General features: G+C 64.7%; 23 protein-coding genes and 1 tRNA gene. 8 read left to right on the top strand and 16 right to left on the bottom strand.

The window, feature by feature from the left end; genetic code table 11:
* Positions 1 to 78: 78 nt before the first annotated feature.
* Complete coding sequence (locus AB7535_RS35565; RefSeq protein ID WP_028152804.1) at positions 79 to 381, bottom strand: 4a-hydroxytetrahydrobiopterin dehydratase; 303 nt, start codon at positions 379 to 381, stop codon at positions 79 to 81.
* Positions 382 to 532: 151 nt separating this feature from the next.
* Between AB7535_RS35565 and AB7535_RS35570 the strand changes: the two genes are divergently transcribed.
* Together AB7535_RS35570 and AB7535_RS35575 are read left to right on the top strand one after the other, a co-directional pair.
* Entirely contained in the window at positions 533 to 1,978 is a 1,446-nt protein-coding gene (locus AB7535_RS35570) for a TAXI family TRAP transporter solute-binding subunit (RefSeq protein WP_085402976.1), read from the top strand.
* A 165-nt stretch (positions 1,979 to 2,143) separates the two neighbouring features.
* Entirely contained in the window at positions 2,144 to 3,685 is a 1,542-nt protein-coding gene (locus AB7535_RS35575; RefSeq protein ID WP_354113507.1) for an alkaline phosphatase D family protein, read from the top strand.
* Between the two features lie 24 nt (positions 3,686 to 3,709).
* Here AB7535_RS35575 and AB7535_RS35580 read toward each other — a convergent pair whose 3' ends face one another.
* A complete protein-coding gene (locus tag AB7535_RS35580) occupies positions 3,710 to 4,144 on the bottom strand; it encodes a response regulator (protein WP_354113508.1) in 435 nt (144 codons plus the stop codon).
* A 136-nt stretch (positions 4,145 to 4,280) separates the two neighbouring features.
* Between AB7535_RS35580 and AB7535_RS35585 the strand changes: the two genes are divergently transcribed.
* The 3 genes from AB7535_RS35585 (at position 4,281) to AB7535_RS35595 (ending at position 8,595) form a co-directional block, all read left to right on the top strand.
* Positions 4,281 to 5,057: a Crp/Fnr family transcriptional regulator gene (locus tag AB7535_RS35585; RefSeq protein ID WP_166105102.1), complete on the top strand. Its 777-nt coding sequence runs from the start codon at positions 4,281 to 4,283 to the stop codon at positions 5,055 to 5,057.
* A 289-nt stretch (positions 5,058 to 5,346) separates the two neighbouring features.
* The gene (gene typA / locus AB7535_RS35590; RefSeq protein WP_135213907.1) at positions 5,347 to 7,173 is read left to right on the top strand and encodes a translational GTPase TypA; all 1,827 of its coding nucleotides are present in this window, start codon (positions 5,347 to 5,349) and stop codon (positions 7,171 to 7,173) included.
* Positions 7,174 to 7,347: 174 nt separating this feature from the next.
* Complete coding sequence (locus AB7535_RS35595; RefSeq protein ID WP_354113509.1) at positions 7,348 to 8,595, top strand: flavin monoamine oxidase family protein; 1,248 nt, start codon at positions 7,348 to 7,350, stop codon at positions 8,593 to 8,595.
* Between the two features lie 12 nt (positions 8,596 to 8,607).
* On the opposite strand, the gene AB7535_RS35600 is transcribed toward AB7535_RS35595, so the two are convergent.
* From AB7535_RS35600 to AB7535_RS35615, 4 genes are read right to left on the bottom strand one after another with little or no spacing between them, the layout of a single operon-like run.
* Entirely contained in the window at positions 8,608 to 9,015 is a 408-nt protein-coding gene (locus AB7535_RS35600) for a thiol-disulfide oxidoreductase DCC family protein (RefSeq protein ID WP_354113510.1), read from the bottom strand.
* Between the two features lie 60 nt (positions 9,016 to 9,075).
* The gene (locus AB7535_RS35605) at positions 9,076 to 10,395 is read right to left on the bottom strand and encodes an SDR family oxidoreductase (protein WP_354113511.1); all 1,320 of its coding nucleotides are present in this window, start codon (positions 10,393 to 10,395) and stop codon (positions 9,076 to 9,078) included.
* A gap of 8 nt (positions 10,396 to 10,403) precedes the next feature.
* Positions 10,404 to 10,871, bottom strand: coding sequence for a DUF2269 family protein (locus AB7535_RS35610; RefSeq protein ID WP_354113512.1), 468 nt, complete (start codon positions 10,869 to 10,871; stop codon positions 10,404 to 10,406).
* Entirely contained in the window at positions 10,868 to 11,767 is a 900-nt protein-coding gene (locus AB7535_RS35615; protein ID WP_354113513.1) for an alpha/beta hydrolase family protein, read from the bottom strand. The genes AB7535_RS35610 and AB7535_RS35615 overlap by 4 nt, the downstream gene beginning before the upstream one ends.
* 261 nt (positions 11,768 to 12,028) lie before the next feature.
* Between AB7535_RS35615 and AB7535_RS35620 the strand changes: the two genes are divergently transcribed.
* Both AB7535_RS35620 and ppa read left to right on the top strand, forming a co-directional pair.
* Complete coding sequence (locus AB7535_RS35620; protein WP_014490714.1) at positions 12,029 to 12,538, top strand: GNAT family N-acetyltransferase; 510 nt, start codon at positions 12,029 to 12,031, stop codon at positions 12,536 to 12,538.
* A gap of 178 nt (positions 12,539 to 12,716) precedes the next feature.
* Positions 12,717 to 13,253, top strand: coding sequence for an inorganic diphosphatase (ppa, locus tag AB7535_RS35625; RefSeq protein WP_014490715.1), 537 nt, complete (start codon positions 12,717 to 12,719; stop codon positions 13,251 to 13,253).
* Between the two features lie 71 nt (positions 13,254 to 13,324).
* Here ppa and folD read toward each other — a convergent pair whose 3' ends face one another.
* From folD to AB7535_RS35640, 3 genes are read right to left on the bottom strand one after another with little or no spacing between them, the layout of a single operon-like run.
* A complete protein-coding gene (gene folD / locus AB7535_RS35630) occupies positions 13,325 to 14,209 on the bottom strand; it encodes a bifunctional methylenetetrahydrofolate dehydrogenase/methenyltetrahydrofolate cyclohydrolase FolD (protein WP_354113514.1) in 885 nt (294 codons plus the stop codon).
* 1 nt (position 14,210) lies between these two features.
* The gene (locus AB7535_RS35635; RefSeq protein WP_354113515.1) at positions 14,211 to 14,579 is read right to left on the bottom strand and encodes a DUF167 domain-containing protein; all 369 of its coding nucleotides are present in this window, start codon (positions 14,577 to 14,579) and stop codon (positions 14,211 to 14,213) included.
* A gap of 15 nt (positions 14,580 to 14,594) precedes the next feature.
* Positions 14,595 to 14,885, bottom strand: coding sequence for a YggT family protein (locus tag AB7535_RS35640; RefSeq protein WP_007598721.1), 291 nt, complete (start codon positions 14,883 to 14,885; stop codon positions 14,595 to 14,597).
* 184 nt (positions 14,886 to 15,069) lie between these two features.
* Here AB7535_RS35640 and AB7535_RS35645 point away from each other — a divergent pair.
* A tRNA-Ala gene (locus tag AB7535_RS35645) sits at positions 15,070 to 15,145 on the top strand.
* A 107-nt stretch (positions 15,146 to 15,252) separates the two neighbouring features.
* On the opposite strand, the gene AB7535_RS35650 is transcribed toward AB7535_RS35645, so the two are convergent.
* The 7 genes from AB7535_RS35650 to AB7535_RS35680 all read right to left on the bottom strand — a co-directional run bounded on the left by AB7535_RS35650 (position 15,253) and on the right by AB7535_RS35680 (position 23,031).
* Positions 15,253 to 16,065 carry an enoyl-CoA hydratase gene (locus AB7535_RS35650; RefSeq protein ID WP_354113516.1) on the bottom strand — a complete coding sequence of 271 codons (813 nt, stop codon included), beginning with the start codon at positions 16,063 to 16,065 and terminating at the stop codon, positions 15,253 to 15,255.
* A 125-nt stretch (positions 16,066 to 16,190) separates the two neighbouring features.
* The gene (locus AB7535_RS35655; RefSeq protein ID WP_354113517.1) at positions 16,191 to 16,985 is read right to left on the bottom strand and encodes a glutamine amidotransferase; all 795 of its coding nucleotides are present in this window, start codon (positions 16,983 to 16,985) and stop codon (positions 16,191 to 16,193) included.
* Positions 16,986 to 17,176: 191 nt separating this feature from the next.
* Complete coding sequence (locus AB7535_RS35660; protein WP_208083868.1) at positions 17,177 to 17,956, bottom strand: SDR family NAD(P)-dependent oxidoreductase; 780 nt, start codon at positions 17,954 to 17,956, stop codon at positions 17,177 to 17,179.
* Between the two features lie 231 nt (positions 17,957 to 18,187).
* Positions 18,188 to 18,676: a TerB family tellurite resistance protein gene (locus AB7535_RS35665; RefSeq protein ID WP_354113518.1), complete on the bottom strand. Its 489-nt coding sequence runs from the start codon at positions 18,674 to 18,676 to the stop codon at positions 18,188 to 18,190.
* Positions 18,677 to 18,797: 121 nt separating this feature from the next.
* A complete protein-coding gene (locus AB7535_RS35670) occupies positions 18,798 to 20,207 on the bottom strand; it encodes an adenylate/guanylate cyclase domain-containing protein (protein ID WP_071908711.1) in 1,410 nt (469 codons plus the stop codon).
* Between the two features lie 51 nt (positions 20,208 to 20,258).
* Complete coding sequence (locus tag AB7535_RS35675) at positions 20,259 to 21,626, bottom strand: cytochrome P450 (RefSeq protein ID WP_354113519.1); 1,368 nt, start codon at positions 21,624 to 21,626, stop codon at positions 20,259 to 20,261.
* Between the two features lie 34 nt (positions 21,627 to 21,660).
* The gene (locus AB7535_RS35680; RefSeq protein ID WP_354113520.1) at positions 21,661 to 23,031 is read right to left on the bottom strand and encodes a hydrolase; all 1,371 of its coding nucleotides are present in this window, start codon (positions 23,029 to 23,031) and stop codon (positions 21,661 to 21,663) included.
* Positions 23,032 to 23,129 lie beyond the last annotated feature (98 nt).

Genomic DNA, 23,129 nt, shown 5'->3' on the forward strand with positions numbered 1-23,129 from the left:
CCCGTTCAGCCAGGGGCGGCAGATGGCCGCATCTCCTGCTGATCACAACATGGGGATGCAGCCGATCCTCGCAAGGTGTCAGGTAGCTGTCAGCTTGGCGATCGTGTTCATCGTCCTGGCGAGCTCGATGTCGAGCTTGGTGACGCCGCCGGCGTCATGGGTCGACAGCACCACCTCCACCGTCTTGTAGACGTTGCGCCATTCGGGGTGGTGATCCATTTTCTCGGCAACCAGTGCCGCGCGGGTCATGAACCCGAACGCCTCGTTGAAATCCTTGAAGACAAAGGTCTTCCCGATGGCGTCGCGGCCCTGAACCTCGGTCCAGCCCGGTATGGCGCCCAGTGCCTGCTTGCGTGCTTCCGGCGTCAGCCGCTCTGCCATGATCGCCTCCATTTTCAGGGGAACTTTACCCTAACACCGTGCATATGGCCCTGGTTCAGACCGGATTTCGTCCATCCGCTAACCATGACGGAGATGTAACCCCGCGGGACAAGAAATTTGCTATGATTACAGGTGTAAATCGCCGGCCAAGATGAAACTGAGCCTCAAGCGCCTGTTTGGGAGATCGATGACCGGGGGATTGGACCTGGCCGAAGCGCCCACCCCGCCTTCGCCGCGATCAGCGGCGCGGAAGACGGCGCTCGTGTCTCTGGCGCTGGTGCTTGCGATCATCGGCGCGCTCGTCGGCGGATACTACTTCGCGATGCGGCCGGTGACGTTGAAGATCGCGGTCGGTCCGGCCAATAGCGACGACCTCAAGGTGGTGCAGGCGCTGACGCAGGCTTTCGCGCAGCACAAGAGCTTTGTGCGGCTACGCCCGATCCAGACCGACGGCGCCACCGCCAGCGCCGATGCGCTCGCGGAAAACAAGGTCGATCTCGCCATCGTGCGCGGCGACGTCGACGTGCCGAAGAACGCGCAAGCCGTCGCGACCCTGCGCAAGAACGTCGTGGTGCTGTGGTCCGTGCCCGGCAAGGGCAAGAAGAAGGGCGCGAAGATCACCAAGATCGCGCAGCTCGCCGGCCATCGCGTCGGGGTGATCGGCCGAACCCAGGCCAACGTCAATTTGCTCAAGGTGATCCTCCAGCAATACGGCGTCGATCCCGCCAAGGTCGAGGTCATACAATTCCCGGCCAATGAAGCCGCCGAGGCGATCAAGGCCCAGAAGGCCGATGCCTATCTCGCAGCCGGCCCCGTCAACAGCAAGATCACGTCGGATGCGATCGCGGCTTCCGCCAAGGACAGCGGCACGCCGACGTTCCTCGCGATCGATTCCGCGGACGCGATCGCGCAAAACCATCCCGTCTACGAAGCATCGGAGATTCCCGCCGGCACCTATGGCGGCTCGCCCGATCGCCCCGATGACGAGGTCAAGACCATCAGCTTCTCGCACCACATCGTGGCGCGCAAAGGTGTGTCCGATACCACCATCGCGGCGTTCACGCGCCAGCTCTTCGCCGTGCGCCAGCAACTGGTGGCGGAATTCCCGATGGCGGCGAAGATCGAGACGCCCGACACCGACAAGGATGCGGTGATCCCCGTGCATCCGGGCGCCGCCGCCTTCGTCGACGGCGAGGAAAAGACCTTCCTCGACAAATACAGCGATTACATCTGGTGGACCCTGATGGCGCTCTCGGCGATGGGCTCGATCGGCGCCTGGTTCGCGGGCTACCTCAAGAAGGACGAGCGCGACAACAACAGCCATTTGCGCGACCGCCTGTTCGACCTGATCGCGGCGGCGCGCAAGAGCGAGACGACCGACGAGCTCGACCAGATGCAAACCGAGGCTGACGAAATCCTGCGCGACACGCTGCGCTGCTTCGATCACGGCGCGATCGAAGAGGGCGGGCTCACCGCCATCAACATCGTGCTCGATCAGTTCCACGCCGCCGTCGCCGACCGCAAGGCCGTGCTGTTTGCCATGCCGCAAAGCCTGCAGCGCGCAGGCGCGCAATTCAGGGCCGCCGGCAACGCGTAAACGCTTGCCGCGTTATTGCTGCGTCATACTGTCTCAGTATAGCTTTCGCTGTCATTCCGGAGCGCGCGCAGCGCGAGTCCGGAATCTCGAGATTCCGGGTCCGGTCGTTCGGACCGTCCCGGAATGACGGCGCGAGATGCGTACGAGACAAAAAGCGAAGCCGCCATGAACATCAAATTCTCCCGCCGCCGCTTCCTCACCACCAGCGCCGGCGCACTCGGCGCGATCGCGATGCCCCATCTCTCGCGCGCGGCCGACCGGCCGGCGGTTACGCATGGTGTGCAGTCCGGCGACGTCACGGTCGACGGTGGCGTGGTCTGGGCGCGCACTGACCGGCCATCGCAGATGCTGGTCGAGGTGGCCACGACCGAGTCCTTCAGGGATGCCCGCGTGCTGCCGCCGATCGCGGCGCTGCCGGAGAGCGACTTCACCGCGAAGATGCTGATCGAGAACCTGCCGGGCGGACAGGACATCTTCTATCGCGTCCGCTTTCGCGATCTCTCGCATCCCGCGATCGAGGGCGAGCCGGTGATCGGCCGCTTCCGCACCGCGCCGGCCGACCGTCGCGACGTCAGCTTCGTCTGGGGCGGCGACGTCGCAGGGCAAGGCTGGGGCATCAATCCCGATGATGGCGGCATGTTCACCTTCTCCGCGATGCGCAAGCATCGTCCGGATTTCTTCCTGCATTCCGGCGACACGATCTATGCCGACGGTCCGATCGAATCCGAGGTGAAGCTCGCCGACGGCAAGACCTGGAAGAACGTCACCATCCCCGAGAAGGCCAAGGTCGCGGAGACGCTGGACGAGTACCGCGCCGCGCACAAATACAATCTCACCGACGACAACGTCCGCGCCTTCAATGCCGAAGTGCCGATCTTCGTGCAGTGGGACGACCATGAAGTGACCAACAACTGGTCGCTGTCGAAGGAGTTGCCGGCGTCCTACAAGGTGCGCGACATCTCTCTGCTGGCAGCCCGCGCCGGCCGCGCCTTTCACGAGATGTATCCGATGCGGGAGAGCATCGTTGAGCCGGGCCGCGTCTATCGCCAGATCTCGTACGGCCCGCATCTCGACGTGTTCATGCTCGACGAGCGCAGCTATCGCGGCCCGAACGGCGCCAATCTCGAAACCGCTTACGGGCCCGCCAGCTATTTCCTCGGCCCGGACCAGATCGCCTGGCTCAAGCGCGGCCTTCTGAATTCGCGTGCGACTTGGAAGGTGATCGCCTCCGACATGCCTATCAGTCTCGTCGTATCGGACACGCCGAAGGGCGGATCTGAAGCCATTGCGCAGGGCGACGGCCCGGTACGCGGCCGCGAGTTCGAGATCGCCGACATCCTGCGCTTCATCAAGATGGCGCCGATCAGCAACACGGTATGGCTGACCGCGGACGTGCACTACGCCGCCGCGCATTATTACGATCCGAACAAGGCGCAATTCCAGGAGTTCGAGCCGTTCTGGGAATTCGTCTCCGGCCCGCTACATGCGGGCACCTTCGGTCCGAACGCCCTCGACAACACCTTTGGGCCCGAGGTGCGCTTCGTCAAAGCGCCGGGCAAGGACAACCAGAACCTGCCGCCGTCTGCGGGCATGCAGTTCTTCGGTCACGTCAAGATCGACGGCGCATCCGGCCAGATGACGGTGACCTTGCGCGACCGCGCCGACGTCGCGCTGTGGTCGACCACGCTCGATCCGAAATTTGCCTGAAGCCGGGAGAACGCCGACGGGCGTTCAGGCGCCGCGCGAGCGCAGCGCGGCCTCCAGCGCTTCGCTCGAGCACGGCTTTTGCAACCGCGGCCGCGTCTTGAATTCGGGAGCGATCCGATCCTCGGCGCCGTAGCCCGTCACGAAGACGAAGGGAATCTGCGCAGCCGCCAGCCGGTCGGCGACGGCAAAGCTTTTCTCGCGGCCGAGCTCGACGTCGAGTAGCGCGAAATCCGGCGCGCGCGCTGCGATCGCCGCCAGCGCCTGCGCCACCGACCCCACGGTGCGCACGCTCCTCACGCCAAATCCGAGCAGGCGATCCTCGAAATCGATCGCAATGATCGGATCGTCCTCAACGATCAGAACATCGGCGGGCATGCCGGTCGAGCCGTCCGGGGGAGCAGGTATCATGATGGTGGATATCGAGGGCTGCATGTTCTTACCGATCGAGGACAGCCTCATCCCGACGCCTGCGCCCAGCGCATCGGAGGGTTCCCGGAACGAAACTCACCACAGAACAGTTTTCACGTCTGTCCACTTGTGCACACAGCCCATGATCGGACCTCGCTAGTGTTGAAAGGAGAGCAGGGGATTTACGATGGACGCGCGTATCAGCAAGACAACCGAAGTCGGTAGCCGGCCGGCCAACAATCTGCTGCGGCGCTTGAGTCCGGCTGACTACGCGCTGCTGGCACCGCACGTCACCCTGGACACCGCCGGGCCCAACGAGCTGCTCTACAGTCCCGGCGACGATGTCCAGGTCGTGCACTTTCCCTGCGGGCCGTCGCTCGCGACATTTCTCGTTCCCAATGAGGACGGCCGCGACGTCGAGACCATCCTGGTCGGCCGCGAAGGCGCAGTGGGCGGCATCGTCAGCGAGGGATTTTTGCCGGCCTATACCCGCATCTGCGTGAAATTCGGCGGACCATTCGCGCGCATTCACGTCGCCAAGCTGGACGCTGCCAAGATGCGCTCGGCCTCGCTGCGCAACATCTTCGCCCGCTATGCCGACTGCATGCTGGCGCAGATGTTCCAGTCCACCGCCTGCAACGCCATCCACTCCATCGAGCAGCGTACGGCGAAGTGGATCATTGCGGCGATGGAGCGGACCGGCGACGAGAGCAGCGTGCCGCTGACGCATGAGCAGCTCGCGACGCTGCTCGGGGTCGGCCGCAGCTATGCGAGCCGCGTGCTCCAGTCGTTCAAGGCCGAGGGCGTGCTCGATACAAGACGCGGCGCGATCCTGGTCCGCAATCTCGACGGCTTGCGCCTGCGCGCCTGCCTGTGCAACGACGCGGTGAAGATGCACTTCGAGGAGGTGCTGCGCGGGGTCTATCCGACTGAGGAGACCAGCCCCGGCTCGGCGCAGGGCTGATCGAGGCCCCGTCCCCGAGCAAAGGCCGGTTTGGTGCTGGATTTACCCTAACCCCCGGAGATTCCCGGACAAAATTCAGTCAACCAACCAGCAAAGAACACATTGTTTTTTGGCGGTTTTTGCATATATTGCGCCGCAACGCGTAGGGTGCCTGGTCGAGATGGCCGGGCGGCCCTTTTTGGGCGGAAAGCGCCCGTTTCCAGTCTTCCAGCGTTGTTTCGAGAAGAGGTCCCGGTCCGACCGGCGAGATCGCGCTTAACCCATTGTCCGACCGCAAAGAAGCTCACTCATGAACCTCCGTAACGTCGCCATCATCGCCCACGTCGACCACGGCAAGACGACCCTGGTCGACAAACTCCTCCAGCAATCCGGTACGTTCCGCGAGAACCAGAAGGTGACGGATCGCGCCATGGACTCCAACGATCTGGAGCGTGAGCGCGGCATCACCATCTTGGCCAAGGCGGCCTCGGTGCAGTGGAAGGACACCCGCGTCAACATCGTCGACACCCCCGGCCACGCCGATTTCGGCGGTGAGGTCGAGCGCATCCTGAACATGGTGGACGGCGCCCTGGTGCTGGTCGACGCCGCCGAAGGCCCGCTGCCGCAGACGAAGTTCGTGGTCTCCAAGGCGCTCAAGGTCGGCCTGAAGCCGATCGTCGTCATCAACAAGGTCGACCGCCCCGACGCGCGCCCGACCGAAGTCATCAACGAGGTGTTCGACCTGTTCGCGGCGCTCGACGCCAGCGAGGAGCAGCTCGACTTCCCGATCCTGTACGGGTCGGCTAAGCAGGGTTGGATGGCCGAAAGCCCCGAGGGTCCGCAGGACAAGGGCATGGAGCCGCTGTTCGACCTGATCCTGCGCCACGTCGCGCCGCCGACGGTCGAGGAAGGCCCGTTCAGGATGATCGGTACCATCCTGGAGGCCAACCCCTATCTCGGCCGCATCATCACCGGCCGCATCTCGTCCGGCGTGCTCAAGCCGAACCAGCAGGTCAAGGTGCTGCATGCTGATGGCAAGCTGGTCGAGTCCGGGCGCATCACCAAGATCCTGGCATTCCGCGGTCTCGAGCGCACGCCGCTCGATGAAGCCGAAGCCGGCGACATCGTCGCCATTGCCGGCCTGACCAAGGGCACCGTCGCCGACACCTTCTGCGATCCGACCGTCGAGGTGCCGCTGCCGGCGCAGCCGATCGACCCGCCGACCGTGTCGATGTCGTTCATCGTCAACAACTCCCCGCTCGCCGGCACTGAAGGCGACAAGGTGACGAGCCGCATGATCCGCGACCGTCTGCTGCGCGAAGCCGAGGGTAACGTCGCGTTGCGCGTTGTCGAGGCCACCGACAAGGATGCGATGGAAGTGTCCGGCCGCGGCGAATTGCAGCTCGCGATCCTGATCGAGACCATGCGCCGCGAAGGGTTTGAGCTCTCGGTGTCGCGCCCACGCGTCGTATACCAGAAGGACGAAGCGACCGGCGCCACCATGGAGCCGATCGAGGAAGTCGTGATCGACGTCGACGAGGAGCATTCGGGCGTCGTCGTGCAGAAGATGAGCGAGCGCAAGTCCGAGCTGGTCGAGATGAAGCCGTCCGGCGGCAACCGCCTGCGCCTGGTGTTCTACGCGCCGACCCGCGGCCTGATCGGCTATCAGGGCGAACTGCTCACCGACACCCGCGGCACCGCGATCATGAACCGCCTGTTCCACGGCTACGCCCCGTACAAGGGCGAGATTCAGGGCCGCCGCAACGGCGTGCTGATCTCCAACGACCAGGGCGAAGCGGTGGCCTACGCCATGTTCAAGCTGGAAGACCGCGGCCCGATGATGATCGAGCCGGGCTGGAAGGTCTACAAGGGCATGATCGTCGGCGAGCACACCCGCGACAACGATCTCGAGATCAACGTGCTCAAGGGCAAGCAGCTCACCAACATCCGCACCACGTCCAAGGACGAAGCGGTGCGCCTGACCCCGCCGATCCGCATGACGTTGGAAAAGGCGCTCGCCTATATCGAGGACGACGAGCTCGTCGAGGTCACCCCGAAGTCGATCCGCCTGCGCAAGAAGCACCTCGACCCGAACGAGCGCAAGCGCGCGGAAAAGTCCAAGGAAGCGGTGGCGTAAGGCCGCCGTTCTCAACGCTGTCATGCCCCGGCTTGACCGGGGCATCCAGTACGCCGCGGCTTATCGGTTCAACCACAAATGTCTCTGGAATACTGGATCACCCGCTTCCGCGGGTGATGACAGCTGTGCGCGTGGCGACTTCAGCACACCCAGCGAACGTGCTAGAGCCCGCCCATGACCTCCCTGCCCTCCTCCGTCAACGTCGTGATCATCGGCGCCGGCGCAGCCGGCCTCGGCGCGGCGCATGCGCTGCATGGCTCCGGCCTCTCCGTGATCGTGCTGGAGGCGCGCGACCGGATTGGCGGACGTGCCTGGACCGTGCAGGCCTCGCCTGAGGTCACCTTCGACGTCGGCTGCGGCTGGCTGCACTCGGCCGACAAGAACTCCTTCGTCGGAATCGCCAAGCAGCTCGGCTTCGAGGTCAACAAGGACCTGCCGCCCTGGCGCGAGCGCGCCTTCGGCAACGCGTTTCCACAGGCCGAGCGCGACGATTTCATGCGCGCGATGGACGCATTCTACGAGCGGCTGTGGCAGGCCGCGCAAAAGGGCAAGGACGAGCCCGCGAGCCTGAGCCTCGATCCGGGCAATCGCTGGAATCCCATGATCGATGCGGTCTCGACCTACATCAATGGCTGCGAACTGAAGGATATGTCGACACTGGACTGGGACGCCTACGAGGACAGCGACCTCAACTGGCGCGTCCGCCGTGGCTATGGCGCGCTGGTCGCGGCCTATGGCGCCCCCTGCCCGGTGGCCCTGGGCTGCAATGTCACGCTGATCGATCATTCCGGCCAGCGCCTCCGCATCGAGACGTCGCAGGGCACGCTGACCGCCGACAAGGTGATCGTCACCGTGCCGACCAATCTGATCGCGGACGAAGCCATCCGCTTCTCTCCGCCGCTCCCGGCCAAGGTGAGCGCCGCAGCCGGCCTGCCGCTCGGCGTCGACGACAAGGTGACGCTGGCGCTCGACGATGCAGAAGCCTTCCCGAAAGAGGGCAATCTGCGGGGTGCCACCATGCGCACCGAGATGGGCACCTACCACATCCGCCCGTTCGGCCAGCCCTGCATCGAGGGCTTTTTCGGCGGCAGCTTCGCCCGCGAGCTGGAAGACGCCGGCGACGGCGCCATCGCCGCGCACAGCATCGACGAGATCGCAGGCTTCCTCGGCAACGACATCAGGCGAAAGCTCAAGCCGCTCTACGAGTCGCGCTGGGCCCACGATCCCTTCGCAAGAGGCTCCTACTCGCATGCCCTGCCGGGGCACGCTGGTGACCGGGCCGTGCTGGCTGCGCCAGTGGATGGGCGGCTGTTCTTCGCGGGGGAAGCGACGTCGCCAAGCTTCTTCACGACGGCGCACGGGGCCAGGGACAGCGGAGAGCGCGCGGCGAAGGAAGTGCTGGCGGCTTCAGGCAAGCCGTAAGCGCCGGCTACGTCACTCAATCACCCGCGCCCGCAAATCCGCATCGGGAACGAAGCACGCATCATACTTCCCGAAGATGCGGTAGCGGTTGCGCGCGATGAGGCTGTACACGGGGCCTCGCAGCAGTTTTGGCACGGCGAACAACATCCGCACCCAACGCCATCCCGGCAGATGCGACAGCACGGTCAGCGCGGCGTCGGACTTCATAAAGACCACTCCGCCGTGAACCACGGCATTGGTGTCGGGATCGTCAGGATCGATGCCAAACGTACGTGCAAGCCGCGCCCCATAATCCGACTGGATCGGCGTGAAGCGAAACCGCCTCGCCGTGTCGCGCTTGGCGACGAAGCGGACCCAGCGCGAGCAGAAGATGCAGACGCCGTCGAACAGGATCACGTCGTCGTCGGGCCATTTGGGCATCAGTCTCTCTATCTTACGCGTTTTCTTCACGCGAACCGGGATCCACTTCGCTCGAAAACGCTATCGATTATCCAGCATCAGCAGCGCGACCAGCATCAGCACGATGGCCGGCCCTGTCTTCACCAGCGCGCCGAGCGGCTCGACCCAGAGGTCGGGCGTGAGGACCGCCGCGCCGACCATATAGCCGAGCGAAGCGACGATGCCTGCGATCAAACCGATCGCCGCGGTGCGGCGGAAGGCGATCAGCATGCCGATGCTCATGTCCATCAGGCTGGTGCCGATGGTGATGGGATCGACCAGCGCGGGCGAAAAATTGTGCGCGGTCAGGATGCCGGCGGCGGCGCGGTAGGAGACGAACAGCGCGATGAAGCCGGAGACGAGCCAGAACGCAATGAGGCCGGCGAAGATCAGCGCCTTGATCAGGAATAGTCGCGCGAACCATTTGTCCTGGATGGTGGCGGGATGGCGCCCGATCGTATCAGTCAACGTCTTCGGCACGATGCCCGTGGCGGCGATCCAGGCGGAGGGATCGCCGGTCACGCCGCGGCGCAGCTCGGCGATGGCGGTGGAGCGCATCGGCGGCATCCAGCCGAGATAATTGGCGAGATCGCCGATCTTCGCGCCGAGATCGAGCATGAAGGATGGCACCACGAGGCGCGGCCAGCTGGCCGTACCGAAGGCGTGGCGGAACTGTTTGATCACGCCGGCCATGCTGAGCGGCTCGGCCTGCATCAGGTCCCACGTCACGGCTTTGACTGAGGCGTCGTCGATATCGCGCGCGGCGAGCCAGGCGATGGTGGCCGAAATGTCCTCGACTGCGACGGACTGGAATGGCGTCGACATCGCCTTCTGCGGCAGGTCGAGCGGGAAGGCGGCGAGCGCACGCAGCATGGCGCTGCCGCCATAGGCTGATGGCGCGACGACGAAGCCTGGCCGCAGGATCGCGTGGGGATTGCCGGAGGCTGCAATCAGGCGTTCGGCCTCGCGCTTGGTCGTCGCGAAGGCGGTACGATCCGCCTCCGCGGTCCCGGGGATCGAGATGTGCACCAGCCGGATCGCGCAGCCGCTGTCGGCGATCGCCTGAAGCAGGCGCGCGACGAAATCGCGATGCACCGCACCGGTGTCGCTGCCGGGACCATCCTGGAGCACGCCGAGACAGTTCACGACGACGTCGACGGCGTGCTCGCGGAAGAGGCGCATCAGCGCGGCTACATCGAGCGACAGGATCGGCCGCTCGATGTCCAGCGCGCTCATCTTCTGCGCGGGCGACAGGCTGCGTGCGACGCCGACCACGCGAAATCCCCGCACACGCAGATCGTCGGTGACGAAGCGCCCGATCAGGCCGGAGGCGCCGAGCACCAAAACGGTTTGCTGGGTCATCGCATCTCTCAAAACGGTTTCGCGATCATCAGCCACAGGATCAACATCGTCGCGCCGAAGCCGGGGAAACCGAACGCGAACCAGCGGCGGTAGAGCAAGAAGTAGCGCTCCGGGAGCGCGCTGCGCTGCTCGGCCGCCTTGCGCGCGAGATCTCGCATCTCGATCTGCATGAAGACGACGGGGACCCAGAACAGGCCCGCAAAGACGTAGAGCCCAAGCGAGGCCAGCAGCCAGCGTTCCGTGATCGGCATGGCCGAAAGCATCATCAGCACGCCGCCCGTCACCGGCTGGAGGATCACGGCCGACAGCGTGAAGATCGCGTCCGCAATCACCACCACCGAAGCGGTGCGCGCGATGAATTCGGCGTCGTTCGTGCGATGCGCCATCAGCATGAAGAAGGCGATGCCGGTGCCGGTGCCGAGAATGACGATGGCGCCCAGCACATGGAGGTATTTGACCAGGAGATACAGCGTCATGGCTTCTTGGCCGCCGCCGGTTTGGACTGGTTCAGCGCAAGCCCGAGCTCGCGGCTGGCGGCTTTGACGCCGGCTTCGCTCTCGATCATCCAATGCCCCTCGCTGCCGACGGCCGGCAATGTGCGGAAGTCCACCTTGCCGCCTCCACCGCGAAACGCATCGGCCAACTGCCGCGAGAACGCCGGCGCGAAGTAGCTGTCATTGGTCGCCACGAGCCATGTCACGGGAATACGCGCCGCCTTGCCGAACCCGGCCGCCGCGGCGAGAAGCGTCTGCGGCGCGCAGATCCGGTTCGGTTCGTCATTGGCGTGGCCACCGCGCCCCGGCGCAAGCGCGATGATCGCGGAGATCGCGTTCGGATCGGCATTCGCGAGCGCCAACGCCCCCCAACCGCCGGCGGAATGGCCGAGCACGACCGCCGAGTCTTGGCGAACGAAATCCTGCTTTCGCAAAAAATCCAGCGCGAGCGAAATTTCGGCGGCCGTCGCGCGACCGGAACGCGCGTAATCCGCCTCGTCGCAGCCGCCCTGGTCCTCGACATAGCGGCCGCCGGTCGCACCATGGCCGAGCCGCTCCGGCACCAGCACGGCGAAGCCGTGCGCGACGAGAAACGCGACCAGCGCGCGGTATTCAGGCTGCGGCATTTGCGCCCGGCGCAGCACATTCTGCGTCGAGGCATGTGCGATCACCGCAAGCCGGAACGGACCGGCGCCGACGGGGCGAAACAGCAGCGCATGCGCGGCAATGTCGGTATCCGGCGATGGCACGCGCCATTGTTGCCGGCGAAACGGCTCGCCCTCCTCACCCGATGACCCAAACGTGACCTGTGCGCACAGAGGCGACGCCAGCAGCAAGGGCAGCAGAGGCAGGACGGCGAAGATGTTGAAGAGGCGCATGAATCGCCGCAGGCGAACACGGACAGCGACGGATCTGCAGGAACGAATCATTTTCGGCGGGCTTTTTGCGTTGCCATCGCGGTTCATTGGTTACCGCAGGGCAGTTTTGCACCGGCAATGGCAGGCCGGTGCCGTTCGAAATGGCGTCTTGTCTTCTTTCGGTACAACATGGTTAAAATACTGATGCACAAAATCCACACGTTAACCGATAATTAACGATAGGTCTTGCCGCCGGCGCGGCGACTTGGTTTGATCGTGTCCATGAGCACAACCCTGATCGAGGTCCGGCCGGCCAAAGCTGCAGATGCAACTGCGGTGGCGTCCACCCATGACGAAGCCTGGCGCTCCGCCTATCAGGGCATCATTCCCGGCGGCGAACTGGAAAAGCTGATCAACCGCCGCGGTCCGCAGTGGTGGGACAGTGCGATTCGCAAAGGCAGCCGCGTCAGCGTGCTCGTGTTCGGCGACAAGATCGCCGGCTATGCCAATTACGGCCGCAACCGCGCCCGCAGCCTGCACTTCGACGGCGAGATCTACGAGCTCTATCTGCGTCCGGAATTCCAGGGTCTCGGCTTCGGCCGCCGCCTGTTCACCGCAGCCCGCCGCGACCTGATGCAGAGCGGCCTGAAGAGCATGGTCGTGTGGGCGCTCTCGGACAACGATCCGGCGACCGAGTTCTACCGCGCCTTGGGCGGCCGCATGGTGGCGCGCTCCTCCGAGCGTTTCGGGCCGAAGTCGCTCGACAAGGTTGCCTTCGCTTGGACCAATTGAGCTGCTGAAAGTCTAGCCGGCAGCGCTTCCCATCCGTCGATACCGTTGCCTTTTGAGCCGGTAGTCGCTGGATTCATTATTTCACAAAAACACGATGGATTGGCGCGCCAAGCCCGCGTATGACAGCGCCAAAATCGCTGCCGGGCGCGATTTAACCTCGGCAACAACGGAGCCTTGAATGCGTATCGATGCGGTCTCGATCGGAAAAAACGTACCCCACGACGTCAACGTCATCATCGAAGTCCCCGTGGGCGGCGAACCGATCAAATACGAGATGGACAAGGAAGCCGGCACGCTCGTTGTCGACCGCTTCCTCTACACGCCGATGCGTTACCCCGGTAACTACGGCTTCATCCCGCACACGCTGTCCGATGACGGCGATCCCTGCGACGTGCTGATCATCAACACCCGCGCCATCATCCCCGGCGCCGTCATGAGCGTGCGCCCGGTCGGCGTGCTGTTCATGGAAGACGAAGCCGGCGGCGACGAGAAGATTCTCGCGGTGCCGTCGTCGAAGCTGACGCAGCGCTACGACAAGGTGAAGTCGTACTCCGACCTGCCCGACATCACGCTGCAGCAGATCCAGCACTTCTTCGAGCACTACAAGGATCTCGAGAAGGGCAAGTGGGTGAAGATTTTGCGGTGGGGCGGCCCGGAAGACGCGCAGAAGCTGATCCTCGAAGGCATCGAGCGCGAGAAGAAGAAAAAGGCGTAAGATTGCGTGTCCCGGACGCGGTGCATCACGAAGTGATGCGCCGCGCAGCGTCCGGGGCGCGAGACCTGGAGTTAAACCGCCGGCTTCGGCAGCCCTGCGATCGCGCACGCCGCGCGCAGCGTATTCACCAGCAGGCAGGCGACCGTCATCTGGCCAACGCCGCCCGGGACCGGCGTGATCGCGCCGGCAACGGCGAGTGCTTCCTGATAGGCGACATCGCCGACGAGGCGCGTCTTGCCTTCGTCCTTGGGGATGCGGTTGATGCCGATGTCGATCACGGTCGCGCCCGGCTTCAACCAGTCGCCGCGCACCATCTCGGGCTTGCCGACCGCGGCATAGACGAGGTCGGCGCGCTTCACGAGCCCGGGCAGATCGCGCGAGCGCGAATGCGCGATGGTCACCGTGGCATTCTCGTTGAGCAGCAATTGCACCAGCGGACGGCCGACCAGATTGGAGCGCCCGATCACGATGGCATTCATGCCTTCGAGCGAGGCGTGGACGCTCTTGGTCAGGATGATCGAGCCGAGCGGCGTGCAAGGCGACAGCGCTTCAAAGCCGCCGGCGAGCCGGCCGGCATTGTTCGGATGCAGGCCGTCGACATCCTTGCGGGGATCGATGGCGTTGATGACGGCCTCGGTGTTCAGGCCCTTCGGCAGCGGCAGCTGCACCAGAATGCCGTGCACGGCCGGATCGCGGTTGAGTTTTGCGACGACGGCCAGCAGATCGGCCTGCGACACGTCGGCCGGCAGCTTGTGCTCGAACGAGGCCATTCCGGCCGCCTGGGTCTGGGTGTGCTTGGAGCGGACATAGACCTCGCTGGCGGGGTCGTTGCCGACCAGAACCACCGCGAGGCCCGGCACCAGATTGTGCTCGCGCTTGACGCGGGCAACCTCGTCAGCGACGCGCGCGCGGAGTTCCGCAGCGATGACTTTTCCATCGATGATCTTGGCCGTCATGTCAGTTCCCCTGGTCTGTCGGTTTGGCGTCTGCCGATCTGGCTTGGGCGAGCTTGCGGAGGGCTTCGCCGAGCCGCGTCGGATCGCCGTCGACCGCGATCTGCTTCAGCCGCGAGGTGGCACCGGATAGCAGCTTTACACTGGCCTTGGGGACGCCGAGCGATTTCGCCAATAGCACCAGAACGGCCTTGTTGGCCTCGCCGCCATCGGCGATCGCGCGCACCCGCACCTTGAGCACGCTGCGGCCATCGGCCAATTGCTCGATCCCGTCGATGTCGTCGCGGCCGCCGCGCGGCGTCACCCGCAGCGCGATGCTGATTCCTGCGGCCGAATAGCGCCAGGGTTCCTTGAAGGCCTGTTTCGCAACCAAGGCGCTCCCGCCTGCTTAGATCACGTTCGGGTAGATGTAATACAGGATCACCCGCTCGATGAACATGATGAGCAGGATCAGGATGATCGGCGAGATATCGAGGCCGCCGAGGCTGGGCAGGAAATTGCGAATCGGCGCCAGCACCGGCTCGGTGATCCGGTACAGGAACTCCGCCACCGCCGATACGAACTGGTTGCGGGTGTTCACGACGTTGAAAGCGATCAGCCAGGACAGGATCGCGGAGGCGATCAGCAGCCAGACGTAGAGGTCGAGCACGATGATGACGATGTCGAGAACGGCACGCATTGAAGACTCTGGCTTTCGGTCGGGATTGACGCTTTTTGCTAGATATCGGTTCCCCCCGGCCCAAACAAGGGAAGTCGGTGCCGGGGATGGTTAAAACCGGGTCACACCCGTCCTTGACTTGACCTTGGCGGGGACTTAAATGGCGCCCGGTTGTCGGCCGCATTCACCAGAGCGGCCGCCAAACGGGGCCATAGCTCAGCTGGGAGAGCGCGTCGTTCGCAATGACGAGGTCGGCGGTTCGATCCCGCCTGGCTCCACCAGCCTTCGCAGGCTGCGCCTGCTTCGGCTCGGCAAGCCCTCTCGTAGCGAAGGCTGCCACGCCATAGCCCGCAGGGCGACGGCGGGCTTCATCCGAAAATCTCTCCCCCTACTTCCCCGTAAACCTCGGCGGCCGCTTCTCCATGAAGCTCGCGACCCCCTCCCGGAAATCGCTGCCGTTCAGCGCGACCATCATCTCGCGGTTGGCCTCGATCGTGGCCTCCGCCAGCGTCTGGAACGGAACCTCGTAGAGCTGGCGCTTGATCACGGCCATCGCGCTCGGGGAAACCATGTCGGCGAGGTCGCGCGCATAGGCATAGGTCTCCTCGCGCAGCTTCTCGGGTGAGCAGAGCCGGTTCACCAAGCCGATCCGCAACGCCTCCTCGCTCGACACGCGCCGGGCCGAGAGCAGGAGATCCATCGCATTGGCGTGGCCGACGATGCGCGGCAGCATCCAGCTGATGCCGTGCTCCGCGATCAGGCCACGCCGCGCGAAGGCCGTGGTGAAGACGGTATTGTCGGCGGCAAAGCGGAGGTCGCAATAAAGCGCGTGGACGAGGCCGATGCCGGCGGTCGCGCCGTTGAGCATGGCGATGACGGGCTTTCCGATCGACGGATAGAAGCCATAGCGCGTCTGCCAGTCCGGCCGGCGGTTCATGTCGAAGGGCGGCAGGTTCGAGGCACGCCTGACGTCGTTGGGGTCGAGCCCCTTCAGCGCATCCATGTCGGCGCCGGCGCAGAAGGCGCGGCCCGCGCCGGTGAGCACGATGACGCGGACATTGTCATCGGCGCTCGATGCTTCCATCGCATGGCGCACGTCGCGCTCCATCGTCGGCGTCCACGCATTCATGCGATCAGGGCGATTGAGCGTGATGGTCGCGACCTTGTCGCTCACCTCATACAAAATGTGTTCATAGGCCATGACGCTCTCCCTGTGTCTGCCGGCACGCGTTCGCGCGCGCTCGTTAGGAACGAGCCTAGCATATCCAACGGTGAGGCAAGAGCTTGCGCCAAGGCCTTGCGCGAAGGCCTTGCGCAGAGGCGCGATCACTCGGCGGCTTGCGCCAGCACCCGCCGGCGCGCCAGCCAGCCGTCGATGAAATGATCGAGCCAAGCCCGCTCCGCAACGTCGTAGACGGCACGGTCCGCGAAATGATGATGCCGCTCGCGCGCGCCAGGCGCGCTGAGGCCGTCATAGCCGCGCGTGGTCCAGCAATGCATCATCGCGCAGGTCACGTCAGGATGAAACTGCACCCCGAAAGCATTGCCGGTGCGGAACGCCTGGATCGGAAAATCATCGCCTTCCGCAAGCAGCTCAGCGCCGACGGGCAGTTCAAATCCTTCGCGATGCCAGTGATAGACCTGCGCCGGCCAATTCGGGCAGAGCGCGTGGCCCGCGGCGGTCGGGCGGATCGGATAGTAGCCGATCTGGGTCAGCGCCTCCGCATGCGGCGCGACGCGGGCCCCCAACTGCATCGCCAGCATCTGCGCGCCGAGGCAGATGCCGAGGAACGGTCGCTGTTCGCGGAGCGGAATTTCGATCCAGTCGATCTCGCGACGGATGTAGTCGTCGGGATCGTTGGCGCTCATCGGACCGCCGAAAAAAACAGCGCCGGCATGCTGATCGAGCGTATCGGGCAGGGGATCGCCGAAGCGGGGACGGCGAATGTCGAGGCGATGGCCGAGCGCGCGCAGCGCATTGCCGACGCGGCCGGGTGTCGAGGATTCCTGATGCAGGATGATCAGAACCGGCAACCGGGCTTCGGAGGCGGCGGCGCTCGGCGTCCTTCTGGGGAAGGGCACCAATTCTGCGCCACCAAACCTGTCCGTCCGGAACGACATGGCCTCTGCGAGTGCTATCGGTTCAGACCGCTAGCATAGCTAAGCGGTAGTTAACATCGTGTGAGTTCGCGCACACGCGTCCCGATATTGAAGCAAGCTCCGGGCCACTACGGAGCTTTGAGCTTTCTTCAAAGCGTTTTCGAGCGAAGTGGATACCGGTTCGCGTAAAGAAAACGCGTCAAAACAAGAAATCAGTGCCGCTGCCTCTGGAACCGGCTGGTGGCGGACAGGATGAAGCCGCGCGGGAAGAAACGCAGCGCGAACGGCACGATCTTGATGCCGAGACCAGGCAGCACTGCCCGTTTGTTGGCCATCAGGCCACGATAGGCTTGCTGCGCGACATCGGCGGCAGACACGTTGAGAAGAGTTGTGTCATGCCCGGACCCGACGCCGGCGCGCGCCTGGAATTCGGTGGGCACCGGACCCGGGCAAAGTACGGTGACGCGAACGCCGCGCGGCGCGAGCTCCGCCCGCAGGGCCTCGGTGAGGGAAATCACATAGGCCTTGGACGCGTAGTACACGGCCATGCCGGGGCCGGGCAGAAAGCCCGCGACCGATCCGACATTGAGAAGACCGCCCTTGTTCCTGATCAGCTGATCGGCAAAGCGCAGCGACAGATCCGTCAGAGCCCGGACGTTGACATCGACGATGCCGACCTGTTCGACGCGGTCGCGCTCGATCGCATCGCCGAACACGCCGAAGCCGGCATTGTTGACGAGATGGTCGAGCTCGACGCCTTCGGCGGCAAGCGCGGCGGCGATCTTGTCACCCGCATCCGCCTCCTGCAGGTCGCAGGCGATCACGATCGGCTTCTTGCCACCCTTGGCGGCGAGCTCGTTCGCAAGCGCCTCCAGCCGGTCCGCGCGTCGCGCCGTCAGCGCGAGGCGATGCCCGTTGGCGGCGAACACACGCGCCAGCTCCGTGCCGATGCCCGCCGAGGCACCGGTGATCAATGTTACCCGCTCAGTCACGATCGAAGTCTCTTGAATTGAAGTTTTTTGGCCCCGCAATGGCGGAACGAGAGCATAGGCCGAGCGCGACAGGCAAGCGTCACCGGCAGCATGGCTGCTTGAGCGGGCAACAGGGAAGCAGGAAAACCACGGATTTTACGGGGAAATCCGGGGCCGGGCTGGCCGACGGGGGTATATTAAAGTTTCGTCATGTGGTCAGCACAACCGCCGATAATACCGCGTCGAGACGGCTCAACCCCCGACGGCGCCGTCCTTGACCTGACCACCGGCGCGATTTGCGACCGCATGCTTGAGGTCGATCCGGTCGCGCTGGGCGATCCCGAGCAGGTCGGACGCGCGCCAAACGACGTTATCCTCGAACTCGGACACCTGGCCATCGGCATAGACCAGCTCCCACATCATCTGGACAATGCGCTTGCGGCCCTCTTCGTCGAGCGAGCGCATGATGACGCTGGTGAAGTGATAGAGGTCGACGGCCTCGCCCTCGACCTGGGTGGCGTCCGCGATCAGGCGGTCGGCGGTACCGCGATCCAGCCCGAAATGGTTTTCGATCACGCTGTGCAGCTTGCGCTGCTCGGTCGCCGTCGGCTGACCGTCCAGCGAGACCACGTGAACCAGCAGCGCGGTGGCCGCAAGCCGGTAATCGCCATCGCCGAATGCGCGATCCCCGGCATGAGGGGCCACAATGTCGGCGATGAATTGGCGCAGGCCGTCGAGCATAGGATCCTACCGAAAACGATGAAGCCGCGGGGGTGCGGCCGCCACCAGCATTATATGAGCAGGAAACTCAACCGCCGCAACGTGCGTCAGCTCCGCGCGGGCATTACCTTTCTGCAATCTGTCACGGTATCTCGTACACCACCATCTTGTCGGCGATGCCGCGCAGGGCCGCCTGCTTCTGGATCGGCTTGATCGCGCGCTGCTCGAGCACCTCGGCGACTGCGGGCGCATCGAGCACGGGGCCCGTGATGTGGATCTCCCGCGCCGTCGACAGGCTCTGGACGCGAGCGGCGATGTTGACGGTCTGGCCGAAATAATCCTGGCGTTCGTTGAGCATCACCGCAAGACACGGGCCTTCATGGATGCCGATCTTGACGATGAGATCGTCGGTGCCGCGCTGCCTGTTGAGCTCGTCCATCGCGGCCCGCATCCGCAGGCCCGCGACGATGGCGTGCTCGGGGCGGACGAAGGTCGCCATCACGGCGTCGCCGATCGTCTTCACCACCGCGCCCTTCTCGGAGGAGATGATCTCGAGCAGCGCATGGAAATGCGCGCGCACGAGATCGAAGGCGGCGAGATCGCCGACGCGCTCGTAGAGCGCGGTCGAGCCCTTCAAATCGGTGAACAGGAATGTCAGCGACGTGATCTGGAGCCGCTGGTCGAGGCTGAGATTGTCCGCCTTGAAGACATCGCGAAACGTCTGGTTCGACAGCATGCGCTTGGCGGTGAGGAACGGCTTGCGCTTGCCGATGAGATGATGGAGCGCCTCGGCCGCGATGAACACCGACGGCAACACGCGCACGCCGGCCTGGTTCTCCAGCGACAGCCGCAGCGGCCCCGGCCGCATGGTCGTCGTTCCCGTCGGAGCCTGCACCTTGTTGTACATGATCGCGAACTGCTGACGCTCCTTGGTCGGCTCGCCCTGGACGTCGATGAAATGGGCGGCGTGCGTCACCGGCTCGAAGATGATGATGAAGTCGCCCGGCAGTTGCAGCGACATGGTCGCTTTCTCGCCCGCCGGAAGCTCGAGTGTATCGAGCGTCACCTCGTTGGCGAGCGTCGCGAAGGATTCCTTGTTGAAGTCGACGCCGGAACTCCAGAATACCTGCTTGAAATATTCCCACACCGGAAGCGTATCGGGATCGTGCGCTGCGATGCGCCGCACGCGCGGATTGACGGTGAAGGAGACCTCGACCTGATCGTCGACCGACGCCTTGTAGCCGCAGGCGCAGAGCGCGCAGTGATAATCGTCCGGCTTGAGCGCCTTCAGCGTCGAATGGGCGCCCAGCACGCCGCCGCAGCCCGGACAGAGCACGTTCCAGCCGAGATCGAACAGTCCGAGCCGCGCCGAATGCAGGAAGGTGGAGATCGTGTGCTCTTCGTCGAGGCCATGCTGCCTGGAGAAATCGAGGACATTGACGCGGTTGAGCTCGTGATCCTCGCCGTTCTCGATCAGGTGCGCGATCGCGTCGACCACCTTGGCATCGGCGGTCTGCTTCAGAACGGAAAACTGGGCCTGGATGTCGCTCATGGCGGAGGCTCTATCTGGGGTGGATCGCGCCATCGGGCAGACGAATGTCTGTCACCGACGCGTGATGCGGAACAAAGGTGAGTGGTCCGGCTGGGTCGTCACGACGCCGAGCGGGATCACCGGAACCCTGTCGGCAAGCTCGATACGGAACGCGCCGATCAACCGGGCCAGCGCCAGCACGGATTCGGCTTGCGCGAACGGCGCGCCGATGCAGACGCGCGGACCCGCGCCGAACGGCAGGTAAGCGAAACGGTCGGGCGCCTCGTTCGACATGAAGCGTTTTGGGATGAAGGCGTTCGGCTGATCCCACAGCTTCTCATGCCGGTGCAGCAGCCAGGGCGCGATCATGATGATGTCGCCCTTGCCGATCTCGACGCCGGCCGCATTGTCCTTCTCGCGCGCGGCACGCGCGACCAGGAAGGCCGGCGGATAGAGCCGCATGGTCTCCTCGATCACCGCGCGGGTGAACTTCTGGCGATCGATGTCGGCCATGCTGTCGAGATGCTCGCCGTGGGTCTCGGAGGCAACTTCCTCCTGCGTCTCCGGATCGAGCGCGAGCAGATAGAGCGCCCAGAACAGCGCCGTCGCCGTGGTCTCGTGACCCGCCAGGATCATGGTCGCGACCTCGTCGACGAGTTGCGCATCCGAAAAGCCCTTGCCGGTCTCAGGATCGCGCGCCGCGTCCATGAGATCGAACAGGTCGCGCGGCGGCGCGCCGTCCTTCTTGCCCATCGTGCGCCGCTCGGCGATCAGCATCGCGACGAATTCGGTCCAGCGCTTGCGGAAGCGGGCGCGGGCAAAATCCATCGGGGTCGGCCAGGACACCGGCAGCAGCATGTCGAGGAAATAGGGCCGTCCCAGCCGCGCGCCGTATTCCATGACGAAGTTGCGCAAGGTCGGGCCGTGACGGTCCATGCCGAACGAGAACATCGTGCGCCCGGCGATCTCCAGCGTCATACGCTGCATCGTCTCGCGCAGATCGACCGGCTCGCTTGTTCGCGCATCGAGCTTTGTGATGGTCTCGTCGAGCACCGCGGTCATATGCGGGACGAGATTTGCGGTCGCACGCGGCGTGAAGGCCGGCGCGAGCGTACGGCGCTGATGCGCCCAGGCGTGGCCTTCCGCGATCAGAACTCCTTCGCCGAGCACCGGACGCAGCATGCGGATCCCCGCCGGCGTGCGCGTGTAGTTTTCATAATTGCTGAGCAGGACATGCCGAATTGCATTCGGCTGATTCAGAATGAAGCTGTTGTGGAGGAAAAAGCGGCCCTTGATGACCTCTTCTTCGTAGGCACGCTGGCCCCAGGTCGCGATCATGTTCTGCTTGAGGACCGCGACCCGGCCGAAAAACGACATGTCGTCGGGCGCACGCGGCGGGGTCGGAGGGATGATGGGCCGACGCACACTGGCGATGTTCATGGCTCTCTCCCGCAGATATAACCCAGGCCAATAGCTAGTAAGTCAGCTCGGCAATCGCAATCCTGTTCTCGGAGGCGGGCCAGGCGCGCGCCACAATTCGTTCTTCGGCGAACTGGGCCACGATGTTACGCCCGGCCTCCGCGGCCGGGAGCCGCAAGGTTGCTGCCGAATCCGTGGGCACACCCGGCTTGACGTCGGCCGGCTCCTTGCCGTCGAGCAGCACCACGTCCCGCGGCAGGCCGAGATAGCCGCGCGGTCGCGACATGATCACGACGGCGCCGGCATCCTTGTCCGCCGGCCCGAGCGGGCGCGCGGCACGCAGATGCACGACATCGGACGAGCGCGGGAAGGGCGTGCGGTAGATATGCGTCGTCGGCGCGTCCGGCGATGTCAGGACGAATTCGAGGAACCAGGAAGGCTCGACCTGCGCCGGACCCCAGCGGCCGTCGGCGCCGGTCTTCGCGCTGTGCACCGCGCCGCCTTTGCGCTCGCCGGTATCAGGATCGACGCGGAAGACATCGACGGTTGCACCTGCCACCGGGCGATTGGTCGACACGCCGCCTGGCGTACCGGTCACAAGGCCGCTCAAACTGACGCTCTGCTCCGGCACAATCGCGATGCGCGCGGGCTCGCGGCCGGCAATGAATTTGTAGATCTCGCGGAAGGCGCGCGGGTGAAACGCCACTTCGCGATGGTCGAGCGCGCCGAGCACGAGATTGGTGGCGCCCTTCAACTCCGGCCCTTCGACGGTAACACCGGTCGGCGTGCCGGGCTTGCCGATGAAGCGGCCATCCGCCTGGGCGTATTTGTCCATGCCGTCGCTGCGCAGCGTAAGGAAGGCAACACCCGGCGTCACCTCGCTCTCGCCCTCGTTGAGACCGCGCAGAAATGTGCCGCGGCCGTTGAACTCGTTGTTCGGCTGGTCATCGGTCGCGAACACGCCGTGATTGGGTGTGCCGCACAGCACAGCATGGCTGACATCGCCGGCACCGCCGTTCCTGATGACGTTGCGAATCGCATAGCCACCGCGCGAGCTGCCGACCAGCGCCACGCGGGCCGCGCCGGCGCGGCGCTTCAATTCCGCGATGGCCGCCGCGAGTTCGCGGCGCTGGTCCTCGGTCGAGGAGCGCCCCGCTTGCTCGACCTTGTCGTCGCTCCGCGCATTGGGATCGGTGAAGTTGATCGCCATCATGCGATCGCGCGCGACGCCGTTGGATTCCATTCGCCACAAGGTCGTCATCCAGAGCGCGTCGTACTCGCCATTGCCGTGGACGAACAGGATCGGCGGCACCTCGGCATTCTGAGCCGTGGGCGCGGTCTGGGCCAGCGCGCCTGTCCGCAAGCTCGCAACCGCGAAAGGCAAGCTGCCTGCCCCCAGCAGGATCGACCGTCGCGACAGCTTCATATGTTTCTCCGGAAAAACCATGTCTTTGTGCCGCTTATAGCGGCCTAACCACTGGACAGCGAAGGACTTTCGCAGGCATCACTGAACCTGCCGGAATC

Source organism: Bradyrhizobium sp. 956_D2_N1_4, from assembly GCF_052076025.1.
Taxonomy (GTDB): domain Bacteria; phylum Pseudomonadota; class Alphaproteobacteria; order Rhizobiales; family Xanthobacteraceae; genus Bradyrhizobium; species Bradyrhizobium barranii.

Excerpts from the sequence above, each read along its gene's own strand:
- AB7535_RS35655 (WP_354113517.1), bottom strand. The coding sequence starts at position 16,985 with ATGTCGTTCCGGACGGACAGGTTTGGTGGCGCAGAATTGGTGCCCTTC.
- AB7535_RS35565 (WP_028152804.1), bottom strand. The coding sequence starts at position 381 with ATGGCAGAGCGGCTGACGCCGGAAGCACGCAAGCAGGCACTGGGCGCC.
- AB7535_RS35680 (WP_354113520.1), bottom strand. The coding sequence starts at position 23,031 with ATGAAGCTGTCGCGACGGTCGATCCTGCTGGGGGCAGGCAGCTTGCCT.
- AB7535_RS35620 (WP_014490714.1), top strand. The coding sequence starts at position 12,029 with ATGAGCACAACCCTGATCGAGGTCCGGCCGGCCAAAGCTGCAGATGCA.
- typA (WP_135213907.1), top strand. The coding sequence starts at position 5,347 with ATGAACCTCCGTAACGTCGCCATCATCGCCCACGTCGACCACGGCAAG.
- AB7535_RS35605 (WP_354113511.1), bottom strand. The coding sequence starts at position 10,395 with ATGACCCAGCAAACCGTTTTGGTGCTCGGCGCCTCCGGCCTGATCGGG.
- AB7535_RS35580 (WP_354113508.1), bottom strand. The coding sequence starts at position 4,144 with ATGAGGCTGTCCTCGATCGGTAAGAACATGCAGCCCTCGATATCCACC.
- AB7535_RS35610 (WP_354113512.1), bottom strand. The coding sequence starts at position 10,871 with ATGACGCTGTATCTCCTGGTCAAATACCTCCATGTGCTGGGCGCCATC.
- folD (WP_354113514.1), bottom strand. The coding sequence starts at position 14,209 with ATGACGGCCAAGATCATCGATGGAAAAGTCATCGCTGCGGAACTCCGC.
- AB7535_RS35640 (WP_007598721.1), bottom strand. The coding sequence starts at position 14,885 with ATGCGTGCCGTTCTCGACATCGTCATCATCGTGCTCGACCTCTACGTC.
- AB7535_RS35600 (WP_354113510.1), bottom strand. The coding sequence starts at position 9,015 with ATGCCCAAATGGCCCGACGACGACGTGATCCTGTTCGACGGCGTCTGC.
- AB7535_RS35595 (WP_354113509.1), top strand. The coding sequence starts at position 7,348 with ATGACCTCCCTGCCCTCCTCCGTCAACGTCGTGATCATCGGCGCCGGC.
- AB7535_RS35585 (WP_166105102.1), top strand. The coding sequence starts at position 4,281 with ATGGACGCGCGTATCAGCAAGACAACCGAAGTCGGTAGCCGGCCGGCC.
- ppa (WP_014490715.1), top strand. The coding sequence starts at position 12,717 with ATGCGTATCGATGCGGTCTCGATCGGAAAAAACGTACCCCACGACGTC.
- AB7535_RS35665 (WP_354113518.1), bottom strand. The coding sequence starts at position 18,676 with ATGCTCGACGGCCTGCGCCAATTCATCGCCGACATTGTGGCCCCTCAT.
- AB7535_RS35670 (WP_071908711.1), bottom strand. The coding sequence starts at position 20,207 with ATGAGCGACATCCAGGCCCAGTTTTCCGTTCTGAAGCAGACCGCCGAT.
- AB7535_RS35615 (WP_354113513.1), bottom strand. The coding sequence starts at position 11,767 with ATGCGCCTCTTCAACATCTTCGCCGTCCTGCCTCTGCTGCCCTTGCTG.
- AB7535_RS35570 (WP_085402976.1), top strand. The coding sequence starts at position 533 with ATGAAACTGAGCCTCAAGCGCCTGTTTGGGAGATCGATGACCGGGGGA.
- AB7535_RS35575 (WP_354113507.1), top strand. The coding sequence starts at position 2,144 with ATGAACATCAAATTCTCCCGCCGCCGCTTCCTCACCACCAGCGCCGGC.
- AB7535_RS35675 (WP_354113519.1), bottom strand. The coding sequence starts at position 21,626 with ATGAACATCGCCAGTGTGCGTCGGCCCATCATCCCTCCGACCCCGCCG.
- AB7535_RS35650 (WP_354113516.1), bottom strand. The coding sequence starts at position 16,065 with ATGGCCTATGAACACATTTTGTATGAGGTGAGCGACAAGGTCGCGACC.